Here is a 22,621-nt window from a genome sequence, read left to right on the forward strand (position 1 = left end):
TCACACGGAGAACCGTGAACATTTTCGAGACGCTCGAATCCGAGGTACGCAGCTACTGCCGTGGCTGGCCGACCACCTTCGACAAGGCCACCGGCAGCCTGCTCTACGACGAAACCGGCAAGGAGTACCTGGACTTCTTCGCTGGAGCGGGATCGCTCAACTACGGTCACAACAATCCGCTGCTGAAGCGGGCCGTCATCGACTACATGCTCGCCGACGGGATCACGCATTCGCTTGACATGCACACCGCGGCAAAGCGCGACCTGCTTGAGTCCTTCGCGGACATCGTGCTCAAGCCGCGGAACCTCGACTACAAGGTGATGTTCCCCGGCCCGGCCGGTGCGAACGCGGTCGAAGCGGCGCTCAAGCTGGCCCGCAAGGTGACCGGCCGTGAGGCGATCATCAACTTCACCAACGCCTTCCACGGCATGACTCTCGGCGCCCTGTCCGTGACCGGGAACTCGATGAAGCGCAGCGGCGCAGGCATTCCGCTCGTGCACGCGACGCCTATGCCGTACGACAACTACTTCGACGGCCAGACTCCGGACTTCCTGTTCTTCGAACGCCTTCTTGCCGACAGCGGCAGCGGGCTGAACGAGCCTGCAGCGGTCATCGTCGAGACCGTGCAGGGTGAAGGCGGGATCAACGCCGCACGAGCCGAATGGCTACGCGGACTGGCCGATCTCTGCCAGCGCAACGGAATTCTGCTGATCGTCGACGACGTCCAGATGGGCTGTGGCCGGACCGGGCCGTTCTTCAGCTTCGAGATCGCCGGCATCCAGCCGGACATCGTGTGCCTCTCCAAATCCATTGGCGGATATGGGCTTCCGCTCGCGCTGACTCTGCTCAAGCCCGAGCTGGACGTCTGGGAACCGGGCGAGCACAACGGAACTTTCCGCGGCATCAACCCTGCCTTCGTCGCGGCAACCGAAGCGCTGAAGGTCTACTGGCAGGACGACAAGCTCGAGAAGAGCACGCTGGCCAAGGGCGAGCAGGTCGGCCGGGCGCTGACCGGGCTCGTCGAGTCCTACCCGGACGTTCAGATGCGTGCCAAAGGCCGAGGACTGGCAAGGGGTTTGCAGTTCGCGGACGCCGAACTCGCCGACCAGGTGTGCAAGAACGCCTTCGAAGCAGGCCTGCTGATGGAGACGTCCGGACCGGACGGTGAGGTCGTGAAGCTGATGCCACCGCTCACCATCAGTGATGACGAGCTGGAGGCCGGACTGTCCATTCTGGCGGCTTCGGTGAAGGGAGTCCTGGCTTGATCGTCCGTACCACGCACGAGGTCACCGACACCGAACGGGACGTGCAGACACCGAACTGGCGCAGCAAAAGGCTGGTCCTCGCCGGTGAGCAGGTCGGGTTCTCGGTGCACGAGACCACGCTGTACCCGAACACAGTCAACGACTTCTGGTACGCCAACCATGTCGAGGCCGTCTTCGTCGTCGAAGGCGAAGGTGAGTTGGAGGACAAGGAAACCGGCGTGGTCTACCAGCTCGCGCCTGGCTCGATGTACCTGCTCGACGGGCACGAACGGCACCAGCTACGGCCGAGAACGCTGATGCGCACGGTATGCGTCTTCAACCCACCCGTCACCGGCCGTGAAGTCCATGACGAGAACGGTGTCTACCCCCTGATCGCGGAAGGAGCGACATGACAGTCACCAGCACCCGAGCTGCGGACCGCTACCCGACCCGAGTGATCGGTGAGCCCGGCCTGATCGAGCGGACCGATCCGACGGTCTGGGCGAACGCGCCGGGGCCGGTCGACGCCGCGACGCTGGCTTCGCACGACGCCAAGGGGTACTCGGTCGACGAGGGCGTGCTCAGCAAGCAGGAAGTCCGGACGTACTGGCAGGAACTCGTCCGGCTGACCGGCGACACGCGGCTGCGCGCGGACGAGCGCGTGGTCATCGAGAAGGAGTCCCAGGAGATCAGGTCGATCTTCGAGGTGCACAAGATCAGCCAGCTGATCGCCGAGCTGATCCGGGATCCGCGGATCCTCGACCGGGCCCGTCAGCTGCTCGGCTCGGAGGTCTACGTGCACCAGAGCCGGGTGAACTTCATGCCCGGCTTCAAGGGCAAAGGGTTCTACTGGCACTCGGACTTCGAGACGTGGCACGCGGAGGACGGCATGCCGGCACCGCGTGCGGTGAGCATGTCGCTCGCGCTGACCGACAACTACCCGTTCAACGGCGGCCTGATGGTGATGCCCGGATCGCACCGGACATTCGTGCCCTGCATTGGCCAGACACCGGCCAACCACTACAAGGAGTCGTTGAAGGAACAGGAGATCGGCGTCCCCAGCAGGGAGAACATCACCGCGCTCGCCGCCAAGCACGGCATCGACCAGTTCACCGGCGAGGCGGGCTCGGCGCTGTGGTTCGACGCGAACATCATGCACGGCTCCGGCAACAACATCACGCCGTTCCCGCGGTCGAACATCTTCGTGGTGTTCAACAGTGTGGAGAACACTTTGCAGGAGCCGTTCGCGGCGCCCGCGCCGCGGCCGACCTTCATCGCCAGCCGCGAATTCACCCCATTGGCCCGTGGGCCCCGGGTGTGATGGATCACATGCGCTCTGTTACGGTTAGTGCGTACTGATCTCGCTCAGCCGGATGCGGTCACGAGCCAGTCGGTCTTCCACTCGGGGTGGGGTCGGCGAAACACGTGACCAGGCCGTGTGAGTGTGACCCCTTGCCAACCGGATCGGGACCGGGCGGCAAGGGGTCGACTTCTGCCTGGTGCTTTCCGCCGATTGCGCGGTAAACCTTTACTTATCCCCCCTTCTTCGACGTACCTTGGTCACCGGCAGTAAGGGACGGGGGAGGACGAAGTGCGTACGGGGGAGACTGGTGAAGACGACCATGCCGTCATCCGGTTCGGTGTGCTCGGACCGGTGCAGGCAGTGGTCAACGGGGAACCGGTGGCGCTGGGCGGGCCGGGCGTGCGCGGTCTGCTTGCCATGCTTTTGTTACGCCCCAACGAGGTTGTCCCGGTAGAGGACATCCTCGACGGGTTGTGGGGCGATGATCCGCCACTGACCGCGCGGACCATCGTGCAGAACTACGTATCGCGGTTGCGCAGACAGTTACGGCTGGTCGATCCCACTGGATCGGTCTGGATCGACACGCAGTTGCCCGGCTACCAACTGATTGTCGACGAGGACCTGATCGACGTCAGCCAGGCGACGTGGCTGCTGAACAGGGCGCGGCACGAACATCCGGTGCGGCGTGCGGAGATGCTGCGGGAAGCGCTGAGCCTGTGGCGTGGACCGGTTCTCGCCGACGTGTCGCCGCGGATCAGCGCGCCGGAGCTGGAAGATCTGCGGTTCGCCGTGCTGGAGGCGCGAATCGAAGCCGATCTCGAACTGGGCAGGCACGCCGAGCTGATCGGCGAGCTGGCCACCTTCGCCGAGGCGTATCCGTTCCGGGAGCAGATGATCGCGCACCTGATGCTGGCGCTGTACCGGACCGGCCGTCGGGCGGACGCTCTTGAGGCGTACCAACGGTTCGCGCGCCGGGCAGCCGAGGACCTCGGTATCGATCCAGGCCCGGCACTGCGGGAACTGCACGAGCGCGTGCTCAACGACGACTCGACTTTGCTGCTGCCCGCGCCCGCTCCGCTCGTGCCGCCGAAGGTCGGTGTGGTCGTGCCCGCGCAGTTGCCGCCCGCGCCAGTCGGATTCCAGGGGCGCGACGAGGAACTGGTGTGGCTCGACCAACTGCTCGCCGAGGACCACGGCGAGGCGACACCGATCGGTGTGATCTCCGGGCCCGCCGGGATTGGGAAGACCGCACTGGCGGCGTTATGGGGCCGGATGGTCGACCACGAGTTCCCCGACGGCCAGCTTTTCGCTGGGCTGCGCGGTTTTCACCCTGAGCACCCGCCGCTCGACCCTGGCGAGGTGCTCGGCCAGTTCCTGCTGACCCTTGGCGTACCGGCGAACGAGGTGCCCACGGACACCGATGACCGCGCGGCGCTTTACCGTTCGCTGCTCGCACACCGGCGCGTGCTCGTAATGCTTGATGACGCACGGGATTCCGCGCAGGTCAGGCTTCTGCTGCCGGGCGGATCGCGGGCGCTTGTGTTGATCACCAGCCGCGTTCGTCTTGAAGGGATGGTGGCCCGCAGCGGTGCCTGGCTGCTCGATCTAGGACCGCTTCCGGTGGCCGACTCGGTGCGGGTGATCGACTCGATCGTCGGTGCCGGGCGGATCGAGCAGGCCCGGCTTGACCAGCTCGTCGAGTTGTGCGGCGGCTGGCCGCAGGCGTTGCGCATCGTCGGCGCACGGCTTGCCGCGCGCCAGGAATGGATCGCCGACGAGCTGATCGCCGAACTCGGTGACGAACGCACCAGGTTGGCCGCGTTGGCCGCGGAACACTCCGATACCAGTGTGCGGGCCGGTTTCGAGCTGACGTACCGGCGGCTGGCCGAGCCGGACGCGTTCCGGTTGCTCGGCATGTTCCCCGGGCCGTCGATCGGTCCCGGCGCGATGGCCGCGCTGCAGTCGCTCGACGTCGCCGCGGCCCGGCGAAACCTGCGGGCGCTCGCCGACGCGTTCCTGGTGACCGAGACCAGTCAGGACGTGTTCGTCATGCACGACCTCATTCGCTTGCACGCCAAGGAGCTCGCTCCGGTCGGCGACGAGCGTGCGGCCGCGCTCGACCGGCTCGTGTCTTACTACCTCGGTGCCGCTGACGCCGCTCGGCGGTTCTTCGGGCCGATGGCGTATCCCGCCGGGAAAACGGACAATCACGACTTCGGCGATGTCGGCCAGGCGCTGGCGTGGTTCGAGCGGGAGTGGCCGACCCTGTTGGCCCTGTTGGACCTTGCTGCCCCTGGCGACGCATGGCGACTCGCCCGGATGGCGCACGACTTCTGGACGGCCCGGCCGACGCGGCCGTCCCTGGTCCATAAGGGACTGTCGATCGCGGTTTCCGCTGGTGATCTTGAGGGTGAGGCGTGGTTACGGCATGCCCGGTGCGCTTTGGGTTATTCGGCGGAAACAGTTTCGGACGCCATGCGGGTCATCGAGATCGCCGGTCGGCTCGGCGACTCCCGCCTTGCCGCAGTGGGACACGAAGCACTCGCAACTGTCCACAGTGGAGAAGAAGCGCTGGCGGAGTTGGCCAAGGCCCTTGAGCACTACCGGGAAGTAGGAGAACCCGAGCTTTCCGTGCCCACGCACGCTCGACTCGCCTTGCTGCACGTGGAAATGGGCGACGACGCGGCAGCGGAGCGGCACGCCCGCACCGCGGTCGAGCACTCGGACGCGGTCTTCACCGAGGCGTTCAGCCGGGAAGTGCTCGGCCGCGTGCTGTCCGCGCAAGGCGCAGTTTCCGCCGCACAGCAACAATGGCGGCGATCCTTGGAACTGTACGCGCAGGTCAACGAGCACCGGGCGGAACAAATGCGGGATTTGATCGACGGCGTTTAGCGCACAGTTAGTGATGTTGATTGCCGAGCTGGCAGGCTACCCGCGGCGCCACACCGGGGGCGGCCGGCACGCCGAGGGGGAGTGCCGGCCGGGCACCGTCAATCGTTGACGGGAATGTCGCCAAGTGGGCGCAGTTCCGGGCGCTTCGGCGTCACACCGTCCCCCATGGACTCGCCCTTGATGTGCCGTTTGACCCACGGCATCAGGTGTACCCGTGTCCAGTCCAGATCGGCCTTGCGCAGCTTGAACCATGACGTGATCCGCTCCTGCGGTGGCCACGGCTCACGCCAGTCCTCGTCGGTCGGCACACCGAGCACCTCGGCCGTGCGCAACGCGATCCGCCGATGCCCCTCGGAGGAGAAGTGCAGCCGGTCGTCGCTCCACGCCCGCGCGTCACTGAGCACGTGCATCGCCCACAGATCCACGATCCGCACACCATGCCGGTCGGCGATGGCGTGCAGGTGCTCGTTGTAGATGGCGACCTTCGCGCGAACCCGGCGCACCATCGGCATCGCCTTGGGGTCCGGACCAGCGAAGATCAGCACCTCAGTGCCGGCAGCCTGAACGTCCACAATGGCTTGCTCAAGCTGGCCCGCCAGCTCGTCCACATCGCTGCCCGGCACGATCAGGTCATTGCCGCCCGCGCAGATGGTGACGAGCTCAGGCTTGGCCGCGATGGCCAACGGCACCTGCTCGTCGATGATCTCGGTCATCATCTTGCCGCGAATGGCGAGGTTGGCGTACCGGAAGTTCGGGTCCCGCTCCGCCAACAACTCGGCAAGGCGGTCCGCCCACCCCCGAAACCCGCCAGACTCGTCGACGTCGCTCAACCCCTCAGTGAAGCTGTCCCCGATCGCGACCCAGCTACCCCAGCCCACGCCCATCCCTCCCGAAGGTCGTTGCCGCCCCCAACCAAAGGCCAGGATGCCTAATGGACGGCTACCTACGCCACCGTCGGTTGCGACTGGCAACATCGGAGTCACGGTGAGTGATTTCCCGTACATCGCGGGAGGCCGGTTTGTCCAGGTGTCGACGGCTTTGACCAGCGAAGTCCGTGGCGAACACCACTCGCTGCAGCCAGCTCGCCCACAGTGAGAGTCACTGTCCCATTACGACTGCAGGTGTATGCCGGAACCGATCACGTCGTCCCGACATCACAGTTACGATGCGGAGTTGGAGAGGAATCGCCTAACCGGGGGACACGATGCCAGACGGGACGCCTAAGCCGGATCCGAACGACCCGGCTTACCAGGACGCCTACCAGCGCGCCCTGGAAGAAGGCCGCAAGGACAACACGGGCGGCGGCTGGCTGGGTGGCCTCTTCGAGACCCTCGGGGACATGGCGTTGGCTGCCGAGGCTGGCGCGTTCGCAGTCCGTCCCGACGTAGCGCAGGAAGTAGTGAAGCAACTCACCAAGGTGCAGGACCAGGTGGCGGAACTCCAGGCAACCGGCGCCATGACTGCCATCGGCAATGGCATGCGCCTCGGTGGTGGCTACGCGACGGATATCTCGACTTTCAATCAAGGCGTCTCTCGCGAAAGCGGCCAGTTGCTGCAGAAGTTCGCGGCGGAGATCGAGGAACTGAAATCCGCGGTCACGAAGAGCATCCAGCATTACTCGAGTTCTGACAGTGCCAGCAAGGGAAACGTCGAAAAATCGGGGGGCGGACTGTGAAGCGCCTGGTTCTAGCCGCGGCGGCGTGTGCGGTCGTGGCCGGTTTGGCGGGGTGCTCGCCGAGCACGGGCGGCTCGCCACTGGCAGCGACAGGCGAAACTTCGGCCAGCCCTCGCCAGACGTCCAGCACCGTGCAGCCGCCGAAGTCAACGTCGACGCAGGCCAGTAACGATCCGTGTGCGTTGTTGTCCTCAACCGAAGTTTCGAGCTTCGGACTGACCCAGGTCGGGCCAAAGGATCTTCCTGGTGGTCTCAAGATGTGCCAATGGAAGACCTCGAAGCCAGGCGAGAGCTACTCGACCGGGTTCGGCAAGGCCCCTTTGAGCGAACTCGAGGGGCAAAGCGTCCAGCTCGACAAGCACCAGGCGAAACAGTTGCCACCGGTTCCCGTCTTCGGTACGTGCCCGATCGCCATCGGCTTGCCGGATTCGACCACCGTCATCGTGTTGGGGACGGCTGGTGACGGTAACGACAACTCGGTGTGCCCGAAGGTGCTCGAGATAGCCAAGACCATCGATCAGAAGTTGCCGTAGGGGAGGCGACATGGGTGGCGAGCGCCCAGTTCCACAGTCGAACACCTCGTACCCGGGAATCGAACACCGGGTATTGAAGGACTGGGTCGACAAGGGCGAACCCGGGGACGCGAATGGCTACAGCGAGATGTGGAAGGCCTTTGGCGCGGGACTTCAGGAGACTGGCACGGACCTGCTGGCCGCAGTCTTTGGCTCGGAGGAAGGCTGGAAGGGGCAGGCCGCCAACGCCATGCGCGAGCAGTTGCGCAAGGTGGCTGAGTGGAGCCGAAAGACCGGGGAGAGCTTCAACAAGGCCAGCACTGCGCTGGGGCAGCAGAGTGAGGCAGTCGGAACAGCCAAGCACTCGATGCCGGAGCCGGTGAGCTTCAACCCAGAGCAGATGATCAAGGATGCCGCCAAGGGCGGAATCGTCGATTTGATCCAGCTACCGGGCGCGATGTATGCGCAGCACCAGAAGCAGCAGCAAGCCCACGAGCAGGCGATCCAGGTCGTCGCGCAGCGGGACGCGCAGTTGGCCGCTGCCGCTGCCGCCATCCCGCCTTTCGAGCCACCACCTCAGGTCGGTGGAACCGGTACGAAAGAGCCGCCGCCGGACGGTCCAGGTATGCCGGGAGGCTCGGGATTCCGGCCTGGCACGGGTGGGACGGGCAGTCGTGGCCAGTTCGCTGGCGGCGGCGGTGGTGGTGCAGGCGGGGGCGGTGCGATCCCCGGCTTCAACAGCGGCAACGGGTTCGGGCCCAACGACCCGAACAACCCGAATGGCAACAACGATCAGAACACGCCGCCGAACGTGAACATCCCGGGCATGCCGATCGGCACCGGGACCTCGGGCTACAACCCTGGCACTCCGCCCTCGACCAACTTCGGTGGTAACCCCAGCCCGTTCTCCAGTGGTCCGACTGCTGCCGGTGGTGGCGGGGGATTCGGTGGTGCTTTCGGCGGTGGTTTCGGGCCTGGTGGTGCGCCTAGGCCTGGTGGTGGGTTTGGTCCCTTGGGGTCTGGGACCGCTGCCGGAGCTCAGGGGCCTGGTGCCGGCGCTCCGCCGCCTGGGGCTGGCATGGGTGGTGGCCGTGGGGCCGCTGGTGCTGGACGTGGTGGCATGGGTGCGGGCGGTATGGGTGGTGGCGCTGGACGGGGTGAAGGTGGCGAGGATGAAGAGCACCAGCGGCCGTCGTACCTCGTTGAGCCTGACCCTGATGCGACTTTCGGCACTGATCAGCTGACCGCGCCGCCGGTGATCGGCGGATGATTCGGGAGCTGTCGCTGCCCGCGCTCGACGCGTTGTGGGAGGACCTGCGGCTTGGGTCCATCCCGTTTCCGCTTGAGGTCCGCTCACACGGCGAGACCATTGAGGAACGCATGCGGATCAAGGCCGCGGTGTACTCCGACCTGGAGAACCGCGGCCTGGCTCGGCGACGGCGCGCCGAGCCGGAGCTTGAGGACGCGTTGACGCTCCTCGCGCGCCCGACGATCTGCATCGACAACGTCGCCATGCTGGACATGCGGGACCAGAAGTCCCTGAAGGCCATGGTCGTGGCCACCGGCAGGCAGGCCATGCTCGTCATGCAGCGGGACCTCAAGATCACCTTCACGCCCATACGCGAGACCGCGCTCGCCGCGTCCATTGTGGACGTTCTGCCGCATGTCAAGGCCGGCCCCGGGCAGCCGATGACGCTTCCGCTCGACGCGCTCAGCGGCGGCAGCCACCGGCGGCCCGATCCCGAGCACCGGATGAACATGCAGCGGCTACAGGCCGTGATGCAGCGGCCTGTGCTCAGAGCCGGGCAGTTCGGAATCACGGTGCGGGACCGGCAGGGGCGGGTGAATCGGCTGCCGGGCATCGGGTGGTTCGACACCGACGCCGGCCGCTACATGAACGTCATCCGTGAGGCGTGGCTCACACTCACCCCCGCCGATGGTGCACGAATCGCGCACCGACTCTCCGAAGAGCTCCTTCGGGCGCTACAAAATTAGGCATGCCTAAGGCAGGCTGGAAGGGTGACAAAGCGGGAGTCGCTCGGTGACGTGCTCGGCGGACGCCGGGGCGCGCTCGACGCGAGCATTCCGCCGTTGGCCTTCGTCATCGGGTGGCTGGCGGCGGACCAGTCGATCGGCATCGGCGCGGTCGCGGCGCTCGGCGTCAGCGTGCTCGTCGGAACGTATCGCCTGATCAAGGGCGGGAAGATCACGAATCTCGTGGTCAGCGTCGCACTCGTGGCCGCGGCCGCCCTGATCGCCTTCCACACCGGCAGAGCCCAAGACTTCTTCCTGCTCAGGCTGTTGTCCAACGGCGCGAGCGCGCTGCTCTGGGCCGCCAGCATTGTGGTCCGCTGGCCGCTGCTCGGGGTGGTCGTCGGTGTCGTGATCGGCCAGAAGACCAAGTGGCGCCAGGATCCTGACCTGCTGAAAGCGTATTCACGGGCGAGCTGGGTGTGGGTGCTGCTGCAGTACACCACCCGGGTGATCATCTGGGGTCTGCTGTGGTGGGCAGGCGAAGTCGTCGCGTTGAGCGTGGTCACGTTCGTCATGTCGTGGCCGCTGGTCGCGGCCACGGTCGCGGTGAGCGGAGTCGTGCTGTTCCGCTCACTCCCCAAGGACCACCCGGGTTTGCGTCACCCGCGAACGAGCTCGGACGGACGCGGCGCCGACGGTCCCAACACATCGACGGCGGCCAGCCAGACAGCGCCGGTCGCGCCCTCGGTCGAGAAGTAGATCGGCAGGTCGCCGAGGCGCTCTCGCAACAGCACGCCGACCGGGCTCTCCGGCCCGACCACGCTGCCGATCAACACGATCGGGCTCTGCTCACCCGGCGAGCGAGTGTCTGCGACCATCCCGGCGAGCACGTCCACAGTCCGCGTCACGATGTCGACGGCGACGGGATCGCCCGAGGCGTAAGCAGCGGACACGAGAGGTGCGAACCGGGCGAGCCGGATCGGCTGTTCGGCGTTCGCGGCGGTGATCAACCGCTGCCACAACAACTGGTGATCGTCGCCGACCGTGCCGATTGCCTCGATGAGCACGGCCTGCGCCAGCGGTCCGTCGGGTACGTGGGTTTCCAGCAGCTTCAACACGGCGCGAACTGCCTCGCGGCCCATCCAGTACGCGGAGCCCTCGTCGCCGAGCAGCCACCCGATCCCGCCGACCACCCGGGACATCCGGTGGTTCTCGATGCGTGACGCGATCGACCCGGTGCCCGCGACCAGGATGGTGCCGGACGGCTCGGAGGTCATCGACGCGAACGCCGCCTCCTGGTCGGTGATCACGCGGATCTCGCAGCCGAGCCCGAGCGCGCCCCATGTGTCATGGAACACAGCGGCGACTTGCGGGTCGGTGAGCTTGGACGACCCGGCCATGCCGACGACGCAGGCCTTGCAGTCCGCCGGGTCGAGGTCACGGATGGCCAGCGTGATCGCCTCGGCGATCCGCGCGGCGGCCACGTCATACGGATGCGAGTTGGGGTTCGCGCCACCCGAGGCGCCCCGGCCGAGTCGGAAGCCGTCCAAATCAACGGCCAGTGCCCTGCTGCCGGTGCCACCTGCGTCCACGCCGACCACGTAGCTCACTGCTGCTCCATTCGGAGTAGTATCCACTCTGCCCGCTTCGTCTTACCCCCTCGGCGAAGCGGGTTTCTCACGTTGTGACTCGGAATCTTGTCAATTGTTAACTAGACTCGATGGACTGTTCGCCGATACGCTAGCACTGGTCTGGACCAATTGGAGGGGAAGTTTGAGTACTGTCCTCGCCGCACAGAAGGCCCTGATCGGCCGCGGCTTCACTGGCCCGGTGTCCGTCCGCATCGAGGACGGCCGGATCGCCCAAGTCACCGAATCCGCGGACGGCGAGGCGGCGAACGGCCTGCTCACCCCCGGTCTGGTCGACATACAGGTGAACGGCGCGTTCGGCGCCGACTTCGCCGAGATCGACGAGGAAGGGCTGCGCCGGATCGTGCGCAACCTGCCGTCGACGGGTGTCACCAGGTTTCTGCCCACCTTGATCACCGCGGACCTGACCGCGCTGCTCGAGCAGGCGCGGGTACTGCTCAGTGCAGTGTCCACTGTGAACGGTGCCGGTGCGCAATCGCTTGGCGTACACCTGGAAGGCCCATTCCTGTCGCCCAAACGGCCGGGTGTGCACGACCCCTCCTTGATGGTCCCGCCGACCCCCGAACGGGTCGACGCGGTACTCGAACTGCGCGACGCGCTGCGCATGGTCACGCTAGCGCCCGAATTGCCCGGTGGCTTCGACGCGGTCAAAAGGCTTACCGAGGCGGGTGTTCTGGTCGCCGTCGGTCACACGGACGCGACGGGTGCGGAGACGAGCAAAGCCGCGGACCTCGGCGCGCACATGATCACGCACTTGTTCAACGCCCAGCGCGGCCTTGGCCACCGGGAGCCGGGTGTGCCGGGCGTGGCGCTGGTCGACGAGCGCTACACCCTTGGCCTGATCGCGGACCTCGCGCACGTCGGCGCGGACGCTTGTCGCCTGGTGTTCAAGGCTGCGGGTGACCGTGTCGCGCTGGTGACGGATGCCGTAGCGGCAGCGGGAATGCCGCCTGGCGTGTACCGGCTCGGCGGCGCGGACGTGCTGCTGTCGGACGATGGTGTGCCGCGTTCGGCGGAGGGAACCATTGCGGGAAGTGCGTTGACGCTGGACCGCGCGATCCGCAACATCATCTCGATCGGCGTCGATCCGGTTACGGCTTTCCGGGCTGCGACGATTGTTCCGGCGGAGACGATCGGCGAGTCGGCGCTTGGCCGGATTGAGCCGGGTGCGGTGGCGGATCTCGTTCTGTGGGATGACGAGTTGAGGCCGAGCAAGGTTTGGGTTGAGGGGAAGCTGGTTTACGACGTGGCGACGGTGGAGGCGGAGGTGCCGCTTCGTCCGCATCGGGAGGCGGCTGGTCAGCCGTTGTGAGGTTTTGAGGCCCCTGGTTTCGGGGCCTTTGCTTTGGGGCTCTTGGGTTGGTTCGGTGCGCTCTGGGGTTGCTGCGGCGCGCGGTGTGCCTACTTCGGCGCGCTCTTGGGTCACCTTCGGCGCGCGCTGTGGTTGCTTTCGGCGCGCTGCTGTGACTGGTCGGCGCGATTTGGTGTGGAGCCTCTGCGCCGCAAAGGTCAGGGAAAGCGGGCAGGACCTGCGGCCCTGCCCCGCCGACAAGCTTATTTGCGGCGCTACTCCACACAAAATCGCGCCGACTACTGCTCAGGGCGCGCCTCTTCGTGCTCCGGGCGCGCCTCCACTTGGGCCGGGGCGTGCTTCCAGTGTTGCTTGGGCGCGCCTCCATCTGGGCCGGGGCGCGCCTTCGCTTTTGGTTAGGGGTGCGCCTCCGTTGTTCTTCAGGTCCCCTCGCTTCGGCTGAGGGCGCCTCCGCCGTGCTTCTGGCGCGCCTTCGCTGGGACCGGGGCGCGCCTTCGTTTGGGTTGGGCGCGCCCCGATACTTTCGCTAGCGGGTTTTGGTGACCTTGGACAGGCCGCGTGGGCTGTCTGGGTCGCCGCCGCGTGCGAGCGACAAGCCGAGTGCGAGTCGTTGCAGTGGAAGGACTTCCAGGATTGGTGCGACTTCCTCTGCCGTCTCCGGCAGTACGATCCGTGAGCTGGCGGGGACGTCCGCCGCGGCCGAACCGACCGCGAGGACGTCGGCACCGCGTTGGCGCACGGTGTCCACGACATCACGCATTGCTTCGCCGCCCTTGCCTGTGCTGGTGACCGCGACGACGCCGGTGTCGGAGTCGATCGCGGCGACTGGACCGTGCAAGAGGTCCGCACCGCTGTATGCCCGGGCTGCGAGGTAGCTGGTTTCGGCTAGTTTCAGGGCACCTTCGGCTGCCGTTGCCGATGAGTAGCCTCGGCCGGTTGTCACCATTCGTTCCACGAAGCGGTATCGGGCGACCGCTTCTTCTACCGAAGAGTCGATCGTGGACAGCGCTTGTGCGGCGAGTTCCGGTAGTGCAGCGGCTTTCTCGCCTTGTCCACCCTGGACAGAGTCGATCAAGAGGTACAGCGCCAGCAGGGTCGCGGTGTATGTCTTCGTCGCCGCGACCGCTTTTTCTACGCCGGCGTTAACGTCCACGGACAGCTCGGCCGCGCGAGCGAGTTCGGAGTCCGGGTTGTTCGTGACGGCCACGGTGAGTGCGCCGCGGTCACGCGCGGCTGCCGTGGCTTCGATCAAGTCGGGTGAGCCGCCGCTCTGGCTCACCGATATGTACAGGACGTCGTGCAGGTCCGGCTTGGCGTTGTACAACGTCGTCGTCGATGCCGAAACCAGTCCCGCGGGCAGTTCGAGCAGGACTTCTATCAAATACTTCGCATACAACGCCGCGTGGTCGGAAGAACCACGGGCTGCGAGCAGCGCGAAGCGCGGCCTGCGTTCGGCGATCGCTCCACCGACGGAGGCGATCAACGGCCGGCTTCCGGTGACCGCTGCGAACACCTCCGGCTGCTGAGCGATCTCGGCACTCATGTGCCTGCCGGGCGTTTCGTCGGTCATCGTCCCTCCCGTAGTAGGTCTAGACCAATCGTAATGGGCGGGCAACTGTGCCCGCCACGTGAGACGATGTGATGCCAGTTTGTCACTCCAATGGGCAACTCAGTGGGGTTTGATCGCATCTGAGCCGGTGGCAGGGCATGCTGTGGGGGTACGCCTTGAGGAGGAGGCCATGCTGGAGACATCGTCCGCCGCTACGCCGGACGCCGCGGCCGCTGCGCGCCTGCAGCGCGAGCCGAAGTACTGGGGTTTGAAGCGGCATCTGCTGGATCTGTTGAGCGCGTTGCCGCCAGGCTCGCCGATCCCGACCGAGCGCTCGCTCGCAGCGGAGTTCGACGTCTCGCGCACCACTGTGCGCCAGGCGCTGGCCGAGCTGACGGTGGAAGGCAGGCTGCTGCGGGTACAGGGCAAGGGGACCTTTGCCGCTGAGCCCAAAGTGGCGCAGCGACTGCACCTTTCGTCCTATACGGAAGACATGCGGGCGCAGGGACGTGAACCATCTTCACGTTTGCTTGAAGTTTCCGAGCTCCCCGTGGAAGCGGAACTGGCCCGGCTACTGGGAATCCGTGCCGGCGCGAAAATCCTGCGACTGCACCGGCTGCGGTTCGCCGACGGCGAGCCGATGGCGCTGGAGACCACGCACTTGCCGTTGGGGCGCTTCCGCGGCCTGCGGCGTTACATCACCAGCGGCGGCTCCCTTTACCAAGTGTTGCGGGAACGCTTCGGAGTGGAGTTGGGGCACGCCGAGGAGACCATTGAAACCGGTCTCGCCGGTCCGCAGGAAGCGGAACTGCTGGGGGCGGACGTCGGTATGCCGATGTTGTTGCTGTCGCGGCACTCCTTCGGCACGGATGGCCGTCCGGTCGAGTGGGTGCGGTCGGTGTATCGCGGTGACCGGTACAAGTTCGTCGCGACTCTCAACCGTCCAAACGGGTGACTCGCTGGTTCAGGCGGTCCCGGCGTCGATGATCCACATGCGACGCCGGGCGTGGATTCGGAGCACGGAACGAACCCAGCCCGGAATAGTGCTGCGGGCGTTGCGGTTGATGATGGTGCTTGGTGCGGCCTTGACAGTTTTCCTGCGCGATTTGTGACACCCGGCGGCGGCGAGCTCACGCCACTAGGGTCAGGGCGACTCGGGGCTAGGCTCTGACGGTCGAAAGGTATAGGCATTGATCGAATCGGGCGCGCAGTGAGTATCCGCTGGGGGACGCCAGTCGCTCGTGGGGTTCTGGCCACCACGATCATGGCGTCGGGCATGGCGATGCTCGATGGGACCGTCGTCAACGTCGCGTTGCCGACGATCGGCAAGGAACTCGACGCTTCCGTCGCGGGTCTGCAGTGGATTCTCGACGGCTACCTCCTCTCTCTCGCTTCCCTGATCCTCGTCGCGGGGTCGTTCGGCGATCGCTATGGCCGTCGCAAGGTCTACGTCCTCGGCATCGTGTGGTTCGGCGTCGCCTCTCTGCTCTGCGGGATCGCGCCGAACACCGAGCTCCTTGTGGTCGCGCGGATTCTGCAGGGCATCGGTGGCGCTCTGCTCACTCCCGGCTCGCTCGCGATCCTTCAGTCCTCTTTCGACCGTGCGGACCGGGCCCGCGCGATCGGCGCTTGGTCCGGTTTGGGAGGAATCGCTGCCGCCATCGGGCCGCTTGTGGGTGGTCTGCTCGTGCAGGCGTGGTCGTGGCGGCTCGCGTTCCTGATCAACCTGCCGATCGCCGTTGTCTGCGTCTGGATGGCTCGAAAGTACGTTCCCGAATCGCGGGACGAGCAAATGCAGGGACATCCGGACATCATCAGCTCCGTACTCGGTGCTGTCGGGCTCGCCGGGCTCACGGCCGCTCTGGTCGAGGCACCGGTTCGCGGGCCCGATCCGGTTGTGCTGATCGCCGCGGTCCTTGGTGTCGCCGGGTTGACCGCGTTCGTCGTTCTCCAGCTGAAGTCGCGGGACCCGCTCGTGCCGCCGGACATGTTCCGTGACCGCACGTTCACACTCTCGAACGCGCTGACATTCGTCGTCTACACCGCGCTCGGCGGCGTGATGATGCTGCTGGTCCTGCAGCTTCAGGTGTCGCTTGGCTACTCGCCGACCGCCGCGGGCATCGCCGGGCTGCCCATCACGATCATCATGTTGCTGACGTCGTCGCTGTCCGGCCGGATCGCGCAGAAGATCGGGCCACGGTTGCAGCTCGTGGTCGGGCCGTTGGTCATCGCGGCGGGAATGCTGCTGATGATGCGGATCGAGCCGGGTGCCTCGTACCTGACCGAGGTGCTGCCGGCGGTCGTGATCTTCGGCCTTGGGTTGACGACCGTCGTCGCGCCCGTTACGGCAACCGTGCTCGCGGCCGCTGAGGATCGGCACGCAGGCGTCGCGTCAGGCGTGAACAACGCGATCGCGCGAACAGGCGGTCTGCTGGCGGTCGCCGTGCTGCCTGCGGTGGCAGGGCTGAACGGTGAGGCGTATGCCGACCCTGCGGCTCTCACGAGCGCATGGCAGACGTCTCTGATGATCTGTGCCGTGCTCGCCGCCGCGGGCGGCTTGGTGGCACTGGGCGTGCGCAACGACGTGCTCAGCGGACCGCCGGAGCCGGAGCACGAGGCCCCGGCACCGGGTGAATGCCTGCACTGTGGCGTCGAAGGCCCGCCGACGCACATCAAGCCGTCAGGATCTCCGCAAGCATCTGTGGATTGATGTTGCCGCCGGACACCACAGCCACGGTCCGGCCAGGCACTGCCGCACCCTTCAAGTAGGCAGCGACTGTCGTGGCGCCGCTGGGCTCGGCGACCAGGTGCGACTTGTGCGCGAGCACGCGGATGGCCTCGCGCATCTCGTCCTCGGTCACGGTGATCATGCCGTCGATGACCTTCTGCAGGTGCGCGAACGTCAGCTCGGACGGCTGTGAGCGCAGGCCGTCGGCGATCGTGCGGTTACGGTCCTCGACCGACCAATTCACGCGATGTCCCGCGGCCAGGCCCTCGGTCGTGTCCGCCGCCAACTCGGGCTCGACACCATAGATACGTGCGTTCGGGCACATCGCCCGGATCGCCGTACCGATGCCGGATGCCAGGCCGCCCCCGCTGATCGGGATCAACACGACCTCGACGTCCGGCAGATCGTGCGCGATCTCCAGGCCTGTCGTGCCCTGTCCGGCGATCACGTGGGGGTGGTCGAACGGCGGCACCAGCACCGCGCCGGTCTTCTCCACCAGGGCATCCGCGTATTCCTCGCGTTTGCCGATCGGGCAGAGCACCACCTCGGCGCCGTACGAGCGGGTCTTCTCGACCTTCACCGTGGGTGTGTCCTCGGGCATCACGATGTGCGCGGGAACACCGTAGGCCCTCGCGGCATACGCAACAGCTTGCGCGTGGTTGCCGCTCGAATACGCGACGACACCGCGCGCCCGCACGGGATCGTCGAGACGTGCCAACGTGTTGAAGGCACCCCGGATCTTGAACGCGCCGACCGGCTGGAGGTTCTCCGGCTTGATCCACAGTGGACGTTCCGGGTCCGCCCACGCCGCGGGCAGCAGCGGGGTCCGCACCACCCACTCCCGCACCCGGTCGGCAGCGGCTTTGACGTCGTCGATAGTCACCAGTTCCACAGGTCGAATCTTGCCTTGTCCCGGCGGGTGGCGGTAGTTGTCCAATGTGGACTCAAGGGGTGGCGGAGCTCACGTTGGGCCAACCCTTTCCGCCTGGGGTACGTCCACACAGTGATGAGTGATGAGTGAGGAGCAAGAGAAGCGGTTTCCTGCGATGAGTGAGGAGAAGAAAACCGGATTCCACCCGAGTCAGATCGCCGTCGCGGCGCTCTCGGCTGTCACGGCTGCGCTCTTGGGCTCGACACTCGGTGTCGCCGGAACGGTACTGGGTGCCGCAATTGGTGCGATCGTGACGACCGTCGCAACCGAGCTGTACGCCAGATCGATTGACCGAGTTCGTAGCCGAGTTGTTAAGTCCCCAGTCGACTCGGACGGCTCACCGGACAAGAAAACACGGCGCGTGCGCTGGCAATTACTCGCTGGTGGCACTCTCGCCGCATTCGTACTCGGCATGGTTGTGATCACCGGTATCGAATGGGTACGTGGTGAACCTCTTTCCGGTGACGCTAAGACCACGATTGGTGGCGTTCTGCAGCGGCCAGATCACGGTCAGCAAAAATCAACTTCACCACAAAAGGTACCGCCGCCACCAACGGTCACTGTTACCGAAACGCCGTCACAACCGCCGACGACGACCACGACGACGCCACCGCCCGCGTCGGGATCGAGCCCGTCGAGCTCGTCTTCAACGTCGACTACGACTACTGATCCGGTTCAGACCGATACGCCGAGTGCCCCACCGGCCACGCGCTAAAGCGCTCTGTTCAGGCATGATTACAGCGCGTACATCTTTGGTGTGATTTGGAACACAATTTCGCCCTGTTCGGGCCATTGTGTAACGCGAGCGCGATTCATACGCTCGCTTGCGGAGGGTGACCCGGAAGAGTGATGAATGAACACTCGAACAGGTGACGGGGTGAGTCGACCACCCCGTCACCTATTCCTTGAAAGCCCGTGAGCCGGCCCTGCATCCAGCTCACGGGTCCCTGCACCCAAGGAGACGACATGAACCCAAGGAAAACGGCCCGGTTAACCGGTGCCGTCCTCATTGCCGCCGCCATGGCTGTGATGCACAGTCTACCCGCGTCCGCGGCATCTTCGGGTGGCACTTCTGCAACAGATTTGTCAGTTCTTCAGATCGAGGCCGAAAATCCCGGTCTGCTCGCCGCCATGAAGCGCGATCTGGGACTGGATGCGACTGCCGCCAGTGAGCTCATGGCTACTCAGTCCGCCGCGACCGCGACGGAGAATTCGCTGCGTGCGGCGTTGGGCGAGAGCTTCGGCGGCGCCTACTTCGACGCTGCCACAAGGAAATTGGTCGTCGGTGTGACCGACGCGAGCAAACTGGCGACCGTGACGGCCACGGGCGCGACGGCCAAAATCGTTGCGCACAGTGCGGCCCAGTTGGACTCAACGGTCGCACAGTTGAACGCCCGCGAGGCCAGCGCACCGTCCACGGTGACCGGTTGGTACGCCGACACTGTGACGAACGAGATAGTCGTAACGGCCCTCCCAGGCACCGCTGAAGCCGCGAAAGCCTTCGCGGGCTACAACGTTCGGGTGAAAGAAGAAGCGGCGCCGCAAATGTTCCTCAAGGGCGGCGACGCCTACTACATCGGCGGCTCCCGGTGCTCGGTCGGTTTCACTGTGCGCGGCGGCTACGTCACGGCCGGGCACTGTGAAACGGAGACAGGCAGCGCCCAGCCCAACAACGGCACGTGGGCCGGTTCGTCCTTCCCGGGCAACGACTACGCGTGGGTGCGCACCTCTGGTGTGACGCTCGAGCCGCGGGTCGGCAACGTGACGGTCCGGGGTTCGTCCTCGGCCGCGACCGGCGCGCAGGTCTGCAAGGCAGGTTCGACCACCGGGTACACCTGCGGCACCGTCGGCGCCAAGAACCAGACCGTCCGCTACTCGCAGGGCACTGTTACCGGTCTGACCGCCACGAACGTGCGTTGCGCCGGTGGCGACTCCGGCGGCGGCTTCATCACTCCCGCAGGACAGGGCCAGGGTGTCGTGTCCGGTGGCAACACCGCGACGTGCTACTTCCAGCCGCTTGGCGAGATCCTCTCGAGGTACGGCCTGAGCCTGCTCACTGGCTGAGCTGTGACTTCAACAAGCTGGCGGCAGCGCGCGGGTCTTCCGCCTCGGTGATCGCGCGCACGACCACCGCACGGGACGCGCCTGCCGCCAGCACTTCCGGCATCCTGCCGGCGTCGATACCGCCGATGGCGAACCACGGCCTTGCCGGGTTCTCCTCGGCGGTTCGTCGTACCAGGTCCAGCCCGGGCGCGGGACGGCCCGGCTTGGTCGGGGTCGGCCAGCACGGGCCGGTGCAGAAGTAGTCGACGCCCTGCTCGATGGCGGCCGCGCGAGCCTGGTCGACGTCATGCGTCGAGCGGCCGATGATCATTTCCTCGCCGACGATCCGGCGCGCGTACTTCACCGGCAGGTCGTCCTGGCCGAGGTGCAGCACGTCGGCGCCGACCGTGGCCGCGATGTCCGCCCGGTCGTTGACCGACAGCAGCGCGCCGTGCTTGGCGCACACACCGGCGATCTGTTCGAGAGCCTTGATCTCCTGCCGTGCTTCGAGCGTTTTCGCCCGCAGCTGCACGATGTCCACGCCGCCCGCGAGCGCCGCGTCCACGAAGTCCGCCAGGTCGTGGCGCATGTCGGTGCACAGGTAGAGCCGTGCTTCAGCCAGCTTGCGCCTGAGGTCTGTCCCACTGAGTCCGGGCATACCTTGATTTCTACGCTATTCTGATGACCGGTCCGCACGGGAGCCTGGCGAAACCGGGCTGAGAGGGAACTTGAGGAGTTCCGACCGTCGAACCTGATCCGGGTCATGCCGGCGCAGGGAGCGTGTTGTGGTCAAAGGAAAGATCGTAGTCGTCGGGGCAGGCGTGATCGGCCTGTCGGTCGCGTGGCGTGCCATGAATTCCGGATGGCGGACTCTTGTGGTTGACCCGCAACCGTGTTCGGGCGCGTCCTGGGTCGCGGGCGGCATGCTCGCGCCGACAACCGAGGCGTGGCCGGGCGAAGAACCGTTGCTGGAGCTGGGTGAGGCGTCGCTACGCGCCTGGCCGGAGTTCGCGGCCGAACTCGGTGATGTCGGCCTGCGGAGGGAAGGCACGGTGGTCGCGGCCTTCGACTCCGCCGACGCCGACCAACTCGTCATTCTGGCCGAGCACCTGGCTTCCATCGGGCGCAAAGTCGATCGGCTGACCGGGCCGGAACTCCGCAGAATGGAACCGACCCTGTCCACCTCGGTCCGCAGTGGACTGTCCGTGCCCGGCGATCTGGCCGTGGACAACCGCAAGCTGCTCGAGGTGCTCAGGTCCAAGGCGGAATTCCTCCATGCGGAAGTGAAAGCCGTCCGGCGGGGAGCCGTCGAGCTCGAAGACTCCACTGTGGACTGCGACGCGGTCGTCGTCGCGGCCGGGGCGTGGAGCAGGAATCTGCACCCACGGCTGAACTCGTTGATACGGCCGGTAAAGGGCGAGATCCTGCGGCTGAAGCCGGGTCGCGGCGCGCTGCCGCTCGGCCGGACGATCCGGGCCTTGGTGGAATCGAGGCCGGTGTATCTCGTTCCCCGCGACACGGGCGAAGTCGTGCTCGGCGCGACGCAGTACGAAGCCGGGTACGACACGGAAGTGGCCGTGAAGGGTGTCCGCGACCTGTTGCTGGACGCGGAACGCGTGGTCCCCGGTATCTCCGAGTACATCCTCGTGGAAAGTGCCGCTGGCGTACGAGCGTCGAGTCTGGACAACCTGCCGGTGATCGACTGGCTGGAGCCCGGCGTGCTGGTGGCCAGCGGGCATCACCGCAATGGCCTACTGCTCGCCCCGATCACCGCGGACACGGTGGTGGCTTTGCTGAACGGTGAACCGATCCCCGAAGCGGCTCTTGCGGCCAGATTGGAGTCACGAGGATGAAGGCGCGCGTCAATGGTGTCGAACGTGAGCTGGCCGACGGCGCGACGGTCGCGGATGTCCTGCGGCTGCTGGAGATCGGAGAAAACGGCATCGCCGTCGCGGTGAACGGCGAAGTCGTGCCCCGCGCCCGCCACCGGCACACCGTGGTCGGCGAAGGCGCGGACATTGAAGTGCTGACCGCTGTGCAAGGAGGCTGACATGGACGATCCGTTTGTCCTCGCCGGCCGGGAATACTCCTCCCGGCTGATCATGGGAACCGGTGGCGTGGCCAACCTCGCCATCCTCGAACGAGCTCTCGTCGCCTCCGGCACCGAGCTGACGACAGTCGCCATGCGACGCGTCGACGCCGGCGGCGGTACGGGCGTACTGGAGACCTTGCGGCGACTGGGAATCGACCCGCTGCCGAACACCGCGGGCTGCCGGACCGCCGCGGAAGCCGTGCTGACCGCACGGCTCGCGCGGGAAGCCTTGGACACCAACTGGGTCAAGGTCGAAGTGGTAGCCGATGATCGGACGTTACTACCGGATCCCGTTGAGCTGCTTGACGCCGTGCGGCAACTCGTCGCGGATGGCTTCGTGGCGCTGGCGTACACCAACGACGATCCGGTGCTCGCGTTGCGGCTCGAGGAAGCCGGTGCGGCAGCGGTGATGCCGCTCGGCTCGCCGATCGGAACGGGACTGGGCATCAGAAATCCGCACAACATCGAACTGATCGTTGCCAGGGCGTCGGTTCCGGTCGTGCTTGACGCGGGCATCGGCACCGCGTCGGATGCCGCGCTGGCCATGGAACTGGGCTGTGACGCGGTGATGCTCGCCACCGCCGTCACCCGTGCGAGCGATCCCGAAAAAATGGCCGCGGCCATGCGCAGCGGTGTTATCGCAGGTAGATTGGCACGGTCGGCAGGGCGTATACCGCAACGATTCTGGGCACAGGCATCCAGCCCTCCTCGGTGACG

General features: G+C 66.2%; 22 protein-coding genes and 1 riboswitch. Of the genes, 17 read left to right on the plus strand and 5 right to left on the minus strand.

The genetic code is table 11. The features are described from left to right. The first annotated feature begins 14 nt into the window (after positions 1 to 14). The 4 genes from ectB (at position 15) to B9C43_RS18845 (ending at position 5,439) form a co-directional block, all read left to right on the plus strand. Positions 15 to 1,265, plus strand: coding sequence for a diaminobutyrate--2-oxoglutarate transaminase (gene ectB / locus B9C43_RS18830; protein WP_084427900.1), 1,251 nt, complete (start codon positions 15 to 17; stop codon positions 1,263 to 1,265). Next, positions 1,262 to 1,657, plus strand: coding sequence for an ectoine synthase (locus B9C43_RS18835; RefSeq protein ID WP_084427901.1), 396 nt, complete (start codon positions 1,262 to 1,264; stop codon positions 1,655 to 1,657). The genes ectB and B9C43_RS18835 overlap by 4 nt, the downstream gene beginning before the upstream one ends. Next, the gene (thpD, locus tag B9C43_RS18840) at positions 1,654 to 2,565 is read left to right on the plus strand and encodes an ectoine hydroxylase (protein ID WP_033391015.1); all 912 of its coding nucleotides are present in this window, start codon (positions 1,654 to 1,656) and stop codon (positions 2,563 to 2,565) included. The genes B9C43_RS18835 and thpD overlap by 4 nt, the downstream gene beginning before the upstream one ends. A gap of 270 nt (positions 2,566 to 2,835) precedes the next feature. Beyond that, positions 2,836 to 5,439 (plus strand): AfsR/SARP family transcriptional regulator, encoded by a 2,604-nt coding sequence (locus B9C43_RS18845; RefSeq protein WP_084427903.1) that lies wholly within the window; start codon positions 2,836 to 2,838, stop codon positions 5,437 to 5,439. A 98-nt stretch (positions 5,440 to 5,537) separates the two neighbouring features. Here B9C43_RS18845 and B9C43_RS18850 read toward each other — a convergent pair whose 3' ends face one another. Next, a complete protein-coding gene (locus B9C43_RS18850; RefSeq protein WP_084427905.1) occupies positions 5,538 to 6,323 on the minus strand; it encodes an SGNH/GDSL hydrolase family protein in 786 nt (261 codons plus the stop codon). Positions 6,324 to 6,643: 320 nt separating this feature from the next. Here B9C43_RS18850 and B9C43_RS18855 point away from each other — a divergent pair, with 320 nt between their 5' ends. From B9C43_RS18855 to B9C43_RS18875, 5 genes are read left to right on the plus strand one after another with little or no spacing between them, the layout of a single operon-like run. Next, the gene (locus B9C43_RS18855) at positions 6,644 to 7,114 is read left to right on the plus strand and encodes a hypothetical protein (protein WP_084427907.1); all 471 of its coding nucleotides are present in this window, start codon (positions 6,644 to 6,646) and stop codon (positions 7,112 to 7,114) included. Between the two features lie 35 nt (positions 7,115 to 7,149). Beyond that, entirely contained in the window at positions 7,150 to 7,647 is a 498-nt protein-coding gene (locus B9C43_RS18860; protein WP_235038715.1) for a DUF3558 family protein, read from the plus strand. 10 nt (positions 7,648 to 7,657) lie between these two features. After that, positions 7,658 to 8,896: a hypothetical protein gene (locus tag B9C43_RS56735; RefSeq protein WP_160096569.1), complete on the plus strand. Its 1,239-nt coding sequence runs from the start codon at positions 7,658 to 7,660 to the stop codon at positions 8,894 to 8,896. After that, the gene (locus tag B9C43_RS18870) at positions 8,893 to 9,621 is read left to right on the plus strand and encodes an ESX secretion-associated protein EspG (protein WP_084427913.1); all 729 of its coding nucleotides are present in this window, start codon (positions 8,893 to 8,895) and stop codon (positions 9,619 to 9,621) included. Before B9C43_RS56735 ends, B9C43_RS18870 begins: the two co-directional genes overlap by 4 nt. 24 nt (positions 9,622 to 9,645) lie before the next feature. Then, positions 9,646 to 10,359: a DUF3159 domain-containing protein gene (locus tag B9C43_RS18875; protein ID WP_084427915.1), complete on the plus strand. Its 714-nt coding sequence runs from the start codon at positions 9,646 to 9,648 to the stop codon at positions 10,357 to 10,359. Here B9C43_RS18875 and B9C43_RS18880 read toward each other — a convergent pair. Further along, complete coding sequence (locus B9C43_RS18880) at positions 10,260 to 11,210, minus strand: N-acetylglucosamine kinase (protein WP_084427917.1); 951 nt, start codon at positions 11,208 to 11,210, stop codon at positions 10,260 to 10,262. The two genes, B9C43_RS18875 and B9C43_RS18880, sit on opposite strands and share 100 nt — an antisense overlap. Before the next feature lie 163 nt (positions 11,211 to 11,373). Between B9C43_RS18880 and nagA the strand changes: the two genes are divergently transcribed. Continuing rightward, on the plus strand, positions 11,374 to 12,561 hold the full coding sequence (gene nagA / locus B9C43_RS18885) for an N-acetylglucosamine-6-phosphate deacetylase (RefSeq protein WP_051897238.1): 1,188 nt from the start codon (positions 11,374 to 11,376) through the stop codon (positions 12,559 to 12,561). A 526-nt stretch (positions 12,562 to 13,087) separates the two neighbouring features. On the opposite strand, the gene B9C43_RS18890 is transcribed toward nagA, so the two are convergent. After that, positions 13,088 to 14,131 carry an SIS domain-containing protein gene (locus B9C43_RS18890; protein ID WP_084427919.1) on the minus strand — a complete coding sequence of 348 codons (1,044 nt, stop codon included), beginning with the start codon at positions 14,129 to 14,131 and terminating at the stop codon, positions 13,088 to 13,090. A gap of 169 nt (positions 14,132 to 14,300) precedes the next feature. Here B9C43_RS18890 and B9C43_RS18895 point away from each other — a divergent pair, with 169 nt between their 5' ends. Further along, the gene (locus B9C43_RS18895; protein WP_037272894.1) at positions 14,301 to 15,065 is read left to right on the plus strand and encodes a GntR family transcriptional regulator; all 765 of its coding nucleotides are present in this window, start codon (positions 14,301 to 14,303) and stop codon (positions 15,063 to 15,065) included. Positions 15,066 to 15,374: 309 nt separating this feature from the next. Then, positions 15,375 to 16,820, plus strand: coding sequence for an MFS transporter (locus B9C43_RS18900; protein ID WP_084427921.1), 1,446 nt, complete (start codon positions 15,375 to 15,377; stop codon positions 16,818 to 16,820). On the opposite strand, the gene B9C43_RS18905 is transcribed toward B9C43_RS18900, so the two are convergent. Beyond that, the gene (locus tag B9C43_RS18905) at positions 16,783 to 17,730 is read right to left on the minus strand and encodes a threonine ammonia-lyase (protein WP_033391002.1); all 948 of its coding nucleotides are present in this window, start codon (positions 17,728 to 17,730) and stop codon (positions 16,783 to 16,785) included. The two genes, B9C43_RS18900 and B9C43_RS18905, sit on opposite strands and share 38 nt — an antisense overlap. A gap of 121 nt (positions 17,731 to 17,851) precedes the next feature. On the opposite strand from B9C43_RS18905, the gene B9C43_RS55660 reads away from it, so the two are divergent. Together B9C43_RS55660 and B9C43_RS18910 are read left to right on the plus strand one after the other, a co-directional pair. Further along, positions 17,852 to 18,484: a hypothetical protein gene (locus B9C43_RS55660; RefSeq protein ID WP_143446401.1), complete on the plus strand. Its 633-nt coding sequence runs from the start codon at positions 17,852 to 17,854 to the stop codon at positions 18,482 to 18,484. A 416-nt stretch (positions 18,485 to 18,900) separates the two neighbouring features. Beyond that, positions 18,901 to 19,833 (plus strand): S1 family peptidase, encoded by a 933-nt coding sequence (locus B9C43_RS18910; RefSeq protein ID WP_235038683.1) that lies wholly within the window; start codon positions 18,901 to 18,903, stop codon positions 19,831 to 19,833. Here the strand turns inward: B9C43_RS18910 and thiE are convergent. Further along, a complete protein-coding gene (gene thiE, locus B9C43_RS18915) occupies positions 19,823 to 20,470 on the minus strand; it encodes a thiamine phosphate synthase (protein WP_084427925.1) in 648 nt (215 codons plus the stop codon). The genes B9C43_RS18910 and thiE overlap by 11 nt on opposite strands. A 26-nt stretch (positions 20,471 to 20,496) precedes the next feature. Next, positions 20,497 to 20,607, plus strand: a riboswitch (TPP riboswitch). Here thiE and thiO point away from each other — a divergent pair. The 3 genes from thiO (at position 20,598) to thiG (ending at position 22,619) form a co-directional block, all read left to right on the plus strand. Continuing rightward, the gene (gene thiO / locus B9C43_RS18920) at positions 20,598 to 21,665 is read left to right on the plus strand and encodes a glycine oxidase ThiO (RefSeq protein ID WP_084427927.1); all 1,068 of its coding nucleotides are present in this window, start codon (positions 20,598 to 20,600) and stop codon (positions 21,663 to 21,665) included. It overlaps the preceding riboswitch by 10 nt. Next, positions 21,662 to 21,862: a sulfur carrier protein ThiS gene (gene thiS, locus B9C43_RS18925; RefSeq protein ID WP_033390994.1), complete on the plus strand. Its 201-nt coding sequence runs from the start codon at positions 21,662 to 21,664 to the stop codon at positions 21,860 to 21,862. The genes thiO and thiS overlap by 4 nt, the downstream gene beginning before the upstream one ends. 1 nt (position 21,863) lies before the next feature. Continuing rightward, entirely contained in the window at positions 21,864 to 22,619 is a 756-nt protein-coding gene (gene thiG, locus B9C43_RS18930) for a thiazole synthase (protein WP_033390993.1), read from the plus strand. Positions 22,620 to 22,621 lie beyond the last annotated feature (2 nt).

This window comes from Kibdelosporangium aridum, assembly GCF_900176515.1.
In the GTDB taxonomy this organism is placed as follows: Bacteria; Actinomycetota; Actinomycetes; order Mycobacteriales; family Pseudonocardiaceae; genus Kibdelosporangium; species Kibdelosporangium aridum.

Excerpts from the sequence above, each read along its gene's own strand:
- thpD (WP_033391015.1), top strand. The coding sequence starts at position 1,654 with ATGACAGTCACCAGCACCCGAGCTGCGGACCGCTACCCGACCCGAGTG.
- B9C43_RS18850 (WP_084427905.1), bottom strand. The coding sequence starts at position 6,323 with ATGGGCGTGGGCTGGGGTAGCTGGGTCGCGATCGGGGACAGCTTCACT.
- B9C43_RS18855 (WP_084427907.1), top strand. The coding sequence starts at position 6,644 with ATGCCAGACGGGACGCCTAAGCCGGATCCGAACGACCCGGCTTACCAG.
- B9C43_RS56735 (WP_160096569.1), top strand. The coding sequence starts at position 7,658 with ATGGGTGGCGAGCGCCCAGTTCCACAGTCGAACACCTCGTACCCGGGA.
- B9C43_RS18870 (WP_084427913.1), top strand. The coding sequence starts at position 8,893 with ATGATTCGGGAGCTGTCGCTGCCCGCGCTCGACGCGTTGTGGGAGGAC.
- B9C43_RS18890 (WP_084427919.1), bottom strand. The coding sequence starts at position 14,131 with ATGACCGACGAAACGCCCGGCAGGCACATGAGTGCCGAGATCGCTCAG.
- B9C43_RS18895 (WP_037272894.1), top strand. The coding sequence starts at position 14,301 with ATGCTGGAGACATCGTCCGCCGCTACGCCGGACGCCGCGGCCGCTGCG.
- B9C43_RS18900 (WP_084427921.1), top strand. The coding sequence starts at position 15,375 with ATGGCGTCGGGCATGGCGATGCTCGATGGGACCGTCGTCAACGTCGCG.
- B9C43_RS55660 (WP_143446401.1), top strand. The coding sequence starts at position 17,852 with ATGAGTGAGGAGCAAGAGAAGCGGTTTCCTGCGATGAGTGAGGAGAAG.
- B9C43_RS18910 (WP_235038683.1), top strand. The coding sequence starts at position 18,901 with ATGAAGCGCGATCTGGGACTGGATGCGACTGCCGCCAGTGAGCTCATG.
- thiE (WP_084427925.1), bottom strand. The coding sequence starts at position 20,470 with ATGCCCGGACTCAGTGGGACAGACCTCAGGCGCAAGCTGGCTGAAGCA.
- thiS (WP_033390994.1), top strand. The coding sequence starts at position 21,662 with ATGAAGGCGCGCGTCAATGGTGTCGAACGTGAGCTGGCCGACGGCGCG.
- thiG (WP_033390993.1), top strand. The coding sequence starts at position 21,864 with ATGGACGATCCGTTTGTCCTCGCCGGCCGGGAATACTCCTCCCGGCTG.